We start from the raw sequence: 6,450 nt of genomic DNA, 5'->3' as shown, positions 1-6,450 counted from the left end.
CACAGGCGCCATCAGCTTTGTCCCAGTGGATGGCTTTACCGCAGACCCAACACCAATCAGCTACACCGTTGACAACCTGACGGGTGAGACCTCAAATGAGGCGACCGTTACCATCGATTATGATCAACCTACTAGAATTGAGGTTGCGACCCCTGGCCGAGTTTCTGAAGAAGGGTTGGTTGGAGGAAATCCAGACAGCAACCCAGATTCAACGCTTGATACTACTGACTCAGAAACAGATACTGTTGGTAATTGGATTCGGGTAACCGATACGGATACGAATCTTGACAATGCAATAGTAAAATTTGTATTGCCAGCTACTGATAATGGTATTACCAGTCAGGGTAATGATGTTGTTTTCCGGATTGATTCGGCTACAGGTAATATCGTTGGTGAGTATGAATATAAAGACAGCAATAACATTACCCAAACTCAAGCCGTACTGACTATAGGTTTAAATGGCAGTAAAGAAACAATCACTGATGGTTACCAGTTTGGCTACGATGTCACGTTGAGTGCGCCTGTGGATCATACGCCAGATGATAATGTTGAGGGTATACTATCGGTCGACTTTGGTATTGAGGTGTTTGAAAACACCACTGCTACTGAGTCATTAGTTAAGTCTGATGAGTTGCTAGCGATTATCGAGGATGACTCTCCTGTGCCTCAGGCTGTAGTTTGGAATATTGACGTTCAACAAGAAACAGTCACTATCAGTAACTTACAAACAGGTTTTACTGACTCATTGTTTACCGATCCGTCACGTCCTGTCACTCCCGAAGAGCCTTCGTACTTAATTGCTGGTGATGATAATACCGCAGCTGGAAGTGATGGCGATACTATTGAAGATCGTTACTATAGTGTTGAGGTGGGTACATTGTCTGCTGAATTAGATTCCACATATTTAGCAGCAGATGGTAGCCCTTACGTAGATCCGCTAGACGAAGCCATTTATTGGGGTGTACCCGAAACCGGAAAGCCTCCTGCAGGGTATACCACTAAAGAAAATATTGCCTACCAAGGTGCGGGTGAACAGATCAAATTTGAGAACGATATTAAGCTTGGTGATTTCTCACATATTAACTTTGGTGTCTTTGGAGATGGTGGAGTCTTACTTGATACTACTCTAGAACTTAATTTTGATGTCACTGTCAATGGCAACATCAAAACAGTTATTGTGGATTACCTGATGAAACACAATGAAACGCCTAATGATGCAACAGCGGCCACTTATGGCTTAGATCCTGATATTTATGATCCTGATACTTATAATCCTGTATTTATCGCAAGTGATTTTATTGTAATACCCAATGCTTCTCGAGTCATAGAGATTGAAGGCCAGCAGTACCGACTCGACCTAAAATTGGTTAATAAAGATCCTGCTTCTACTGTTGATTCTGATATAAACAAAGCGTTTGTGAAAGTTTATCAAGGCTATGATGGCATCGATAATAATGGCGACGGGCTAATTGATCAGTCAATGTATTCTACTTTTGGTAAATTAATTAATGGGTTCAATGATCAGGCTGCGAACGGTACTTTTTACTATAACTTGAATGGTAACGGCACTATAGGAGATGTAGGCGACGCGCAATATGTAGGCAATACGACAGGTGGCTATAGATATACCGTTATCGGTAACAGTAATTTTGCTTATATGGATTTAGACAGAGACTTAGTCTCAGATGGCATTGATTTCGATGGTGATAACATCATTGATACTGTTCTAGATGCTGCTGGTAATCTCGACTATGTTGTCTTTAGTACGAATGGCAGACGCGCTGAAGATACGGATGGCGACGGTATTATTGATAAATATGACAGCGATGGTGATAATATCGTTGATACTGTTTTTTCTTTAACTGAATATGATCCTGCGTTAGATGCAGACACTACCTTTGTTGTCAATAGTAAAGAAGGTAGTCCAAACAACTATGACATTATCGGTAATTTGACTCCCTTGAATCTATTGCCTGAGTTAACCAATAATATCGTTATCGAAGGTAAGGTAGCTGTCGGTGGTGATGCTATTGACTATCTCACTTCAACCAGTACAGGTATTGTTTGGTCGGGTGCGACTACCACCGGCAGTACAGATATCATGACGATTGATACCGATGGCGATACTACGAACTATGAATTCCAGACTGTTTATGGGCTGTTCATCGGCTATGCTGATGGCACTTATAAGTTCAATACAGTGAACAATATTGCTGATATCGTAACAGCTGGTGAAGATGATGTTGATGTGTTTAAATTTAAATTTACAGACTCAGATGGTGACATAGCTGAATCAACCGTTACTTTGAACTACAATGAGTATGCAACACCGCAAAGCCCAAGCTTCATCAACTCTAATGGTACGGATGAAAATGATTATTTAGTCGGTACCAACCAAGCTGATAGACTGAGCGGTGGTACAGGAGATGATATTTTAATTGGGTTGAGCGGCGCAGATACTTTGTTAGGTGGTGATGGTAACGATATTATCGTATTTGATAGAAATGACGCTCGAATCGATGGCGGCGAAAACTCAGATGGCAGTCAAGATAACGATACCTTGTTGATTAATGATACCAGTGTGGTTTCCGGTATCGGTTTAAATTTGGATTTGGTCAACGTTACTAATTTTGAAACCATTGACATGACTAACGATACTGCTCAAACGCTTAACTTAGGGTTGAGTGATGTTGTTAGCATGACAGATACTAATAATCAGCTGTTCATTAAAGGTGATAGTATTGATAAAGTCAATATATCTGGTATGACCAAGTCAGCTACTTCTGATCAGACCGGTTATGATCTGTATCAAGACAACGGTAATACGGCGAGTCTATACATTCAAGCTGTTATAGATGACAATATTATCTAATATTATTGAATAGCCAGTAAAAAAGCGCTCCCAAAAGGGGGCGCTTTTTGTCATATGCAGCAATGGATATGACAGTATGATGGTGATGCCGATATATAGTCAAAGAAGTCTAAAATTGCTACAAGGCAGCCGACTGCAGATTGTACAAGTAGTACATCTAGGAAGGCTAACACCGTAGCAGTTTAGTAGTTATCTAACTATAGCTGAAAGTCCAAATGGCTCAGAATGAAGGAGCGTAATCATGCGTATTCACAAATCGTCCTACCTTTACTATAAAATAAACCAACATCTATAAACCCATCAAATATGAAATTAGCAAAACGAACGTTGTTGATTCCAACCAACTATGGAGCATGATGATGTCCTCTGTACCTCATTGCTTATATTCTTTTCGCCGCTGTCCCTATGCGATGCGCGCACGTCTCGGGCTCTTGTTTGCCAAGATGCCAGTAGCGCTGCGAGAGATTACACTAAAGAACAAACCAGAGCCAATGCTAATGATTAGCCCGAAAGGGACAGTGCCGGTCCTACAAACCTCAGATGGCGCAGTGATTGAAGAGAGTTTCGATATTATGATGTGGGCACTTGAGCACAACGATCCGCACATACTACTTGATGCAGATGTTTTGCATCAGGCCAACGCTTTGATAGAAAAGAATGACAATGAGTTTAAGCAGTGGCTCGATCGCTATAAGTACGCTGATCGTCATTTAGACATGACTCAGACAGAGTATCGACAGCGAGGCGAAGTATTTTTGCAGGAGCTAGAAACGTTATTAATGCAGAATACATATCTATTAGGAAATAATATCACCATCGCTGATATTGGTATCATGCCGTTTGTTCGCCAATTTGCGCATGTGGATCGTGATATTTTTTATGGTTTGCCTTATCCAAAGCTGCAGCTATGGCTACAAAACTGGCTAGAGCATCCCTCGTTTGTGCAAGTGATGATTAAATTCCAACCATGGCAGGAAGGCGATGAGGTGGTGATTTTTCCTTCTTAATATGCTGGTTGCTCTATCAGCATTTGAGAGCAGAGATACCTCTATGCTGATAAGCTTTTATAGTAGGCTGAGCGAATCTGACAATGTATCTGATTTATGTGGGATTGACCATAAACAATAGGCGACCGCTATAATTGATATCACCTGCTAGCTGATATACAGCTTGCTCTCTAGCATATTTTTCATATGCAATAGGCGCGGGGCAATGTCTTCTTCAAGTTTGGTACGGCTAAGCACAAAGCTAGGCGCCCCGCAGTTAAAGGTGAGCAAGCCCTCGGTAGGATGCATGAGTGCAATGGCAACCGCATTGACGTCCTTTTGCCATTCACTGATCGAAAAACAGTAGCCATAATCCTCATAGTCTTGGAACGCTTTGTCCAATCCCCGTCTAATCTTTATCCAGTCATCTTTGTATTTGGTACGAATGGCATTGAGGATAAATTCTTGCTCAGCAGGGGGCATACTTGCCAAACAGGCTCTGCCCATCGAGCTTAGATGAATCGGTAAATAGGAGCCGATATTGCGCTGCATGGTGGTGGTGCCAGCGCCCTGTACGACATTCAGATAGACCATCATCAGCCGATCGCGAGTCGCCATTGCAACCGCACTATTGGCATAATCTGCCAATTCTTCCATATAGGGCGTTGCGAGATTGTTTATTGAGATATTGGTCATCATGGTATAGCCAAAACCCAGTACACCAGTAGACAACTGGTACTTACTGCTATTGGTTGATTGTTTTAGATAGCCCAACTTCACCAACGTATAGGTCAGACGCGTAATCGTGCCTTTAGGCAGACCTGTCAGCTGACTCAAGTCTTGGTTGCCCAAATAGGGCCGCTGCGGCGTAAAACAACGAAGCAGCTCAAGCCCGCGCGCCAATGCAGTGACAAATTGTCTGTCGTTTTTGTCTTTCATCTCTGCAATCGGCTCTAACAGTTCGATATGCATCCCACTGCTAGCATCTTCGTCAGTCAGGGTATCATTAGTCATAGGTCGTCTATTATCCCCAATTAAGTTGGTACAAGTATCATAAAGTGTCGTTGCTGAGTTTTGCTACTCAGTATGGTTGCTAATTATCGAGACTCAATGCTGCCATCAAGCATGCTCTATAAGACGGCAGCAGTGTGCCATCACGCACTGCTCGCCGCTTATTACTTTTGCCTTATTATATCAATTTACCTCTAAACTTTCAGTATTGCCATGATATGTTCAGCATTGAATATAGCTCGATATCTCTTATATGATGAATATCAAGCAGGACAAGGCTAAGCCTCTTGCGGATCATATTGTTTTTCTTTGATAAACAGCGTTGGAATCAGACCGCATAAGAAATAAGCACCTGCCATGAGTAGCAAGCCTGCACCGATAGAATTGTGCATGGCCATGTAGCCAATGGCGACAGGCGCAATCACAGAGCCCAGTCGTCCAATATTGAATGCACCGCCAATCGCAGTGCCTCTAATGGCAGTCGGGAAGCTTTCGGTTAAGTAGGTGGCGTTGATGGCATAAGGGATGCCATATAAGAAACCAAAGGTAATCATCAACCAACCGATGTTTTCTGGCGTGTGCATATATACCAAGATGGGAATGAATAGTGCTGTACCCATCGTACCAAAGGCAAATACTATTTTGCGTCCAATTCTATCAGCGACAAGCCCCGCCACGACCTTAGCGAACATCATGGTCAGGTAAGTACCCGCCATATATAGCGCCATCTCTTTGAACTTAATACCCAGTTCAGTTTCTAAATAAGACGGCAGCCAGTTGCTCACGCCAAAATATCCAAACAATAAAAGCCCTGAGCTCATCGACCATAGAATGAACATGATGCGATGCTTCGGGTTTTCAAAAATGGCTTTATACGCATTTTCTGCTTTTTGATTCGGATCTTTTGCGCCGCTGAGTTTAAGCGCACGTGATTCTTTCCAAGACTGGGGTTCAGGCACCAAAAAATACATTGAGGCGGCGAGAATAAGGGGTAAAAATGTCAACAGATAAAGAGTGCGCCAGCCATAACTGGGAATAATCCAAGCCGAAATGCTGGTGATAACCAAAGACCCTAGCGTAAACCCAGTCATCAGTGCAGCCAGTACAGTGGTTCGGTGCTGGGTCGGCACCATCTCAGACATCAGCGTGTTGGTGGCAATGTACAAACTACCAAGACCCAAACAAGCGACCACTCGCAGAGCTATAAACTGCTCATAACTCTGTACAAATCCACTAAATCCAGACAACACCGAAAACATAGCCGTCGCAATCACAATCACCCGTACGCGACCAAATCGATCACAGGCCCAGCCACCAAAAAATCCACCAATGGCCATACCAAATAATGACCAGCTACCCAAGGCACCCGCTTGTACGTTGGTCAAACCAAACTCTAACTTGAGACTTGACAGCGTAAAGGCAAGAATACCGATGTCAGCCCCATCACACAATAGAACCAAAAAACAGCAGACGAAGGCCAGTTTCCAAGGTTGATTGCGTACTGAGAGGGCCTCTGGGTTTGACGTTATCGCGACACTTTTCACAATGTATATCCTTATCGTTGTGAATATGAGAAATTAA

General features: G+C 42.9%; 4 protein-coding genes. 2 read left to right on the top strand and 2 right to left on the bottom strand.

Features of this window, described 5'->3' with window-relative positions:
- Both I6E86_RS09050 and I6E86_RS09045 read left to right on the top strand, forming a co-directional pair.
- Positions 1 to 2,872: calcium-binding protein (locus I6E86_RS09050; RefSeq protein WP_413786996.1), on the top strand; the 2,872-nt coding region annotated here is incomplete at its 5' end.
- A gap of 359 nt (positions 2,873 to 3,231) precedes the next feature.
- Positions 3,232 to 3,879, top strand: a complete 648-nt coding sequence (locus tag I6E86_RS09045; protein ID WP_197177170.1) for a glutathione S-transferase — start codon at positions 3,232 to 3,234, stop codon at positions 3,877 to 3,879.
- 147 nt (positions 3,880 to 4,026) lie between these two features.
- Here the strand turns inward: I6E86_RS09045 and I6E86_RS09040 are convergent, their stop codons facing one another.
- Both I6E86_RS09040 and I6E86_RS09035 read right to left on the bottom strand, forming a co-directional pair.
- Positions 4,027 to 4,872: an IclR family transcriptional regulator gene (locus tag I6E86_RS09040; protein WP_197177169.1), complete on the bottom strand. Its 846-nt coding sequence runs from the start codon at positions 4,870 to 4,872 to the stop codon at positions 4,027 to 4,029.
- Positions 4,873 to 5,147: 275 nt separating this feature from the next.
- The gene (locus I6E86_RS09035) at positions 5,148 to 6,413 is read right to left on the bottom strand and encodes an MFS transporter (RefSeq protein ID WP_197177168.1); all 1,266 of its coding nucleotides are present in this window, start codon (positions 6,411 to 6,413) and stop codon (positions 5,148 to 5,150) included.
- Positions 6,414 to 6,450 lie beyond the last annotated feature (37 nt).

The sequence above is a fragment of the Psychrobacter sp. SWN149 genome (assembly GCF_015864565.1).
Classification (GTDB): Bacteria; Pseudomonadota; Gammaproteobacteria; order Pseudomonadales; family Moraxellaceae; genus Psychrobacter.
The sequence above is the reverse complement of the archived record's forward strand: the minus strand, read 5'-3'. Positions and strand labels throughout refer to the sequence as shown.

Excerpts from the sequence above, each read along its gene's own strand:
- I6E86_RS09045 (WP_197177170.1), top strand. The coding sequence starts at position 3,232 with ATGTCCTCTGTACCTCATTGCTTATATTCTTTTCGCCGCTGTCCCTAT.
- I6E86_RS09040 (WP_197177169.1), bottom strand. The coding sequence starts at position 4,872 with ATGACTAATGATACCCTGACTGACGAAGATGCTAGCAGTGGGATGCAT.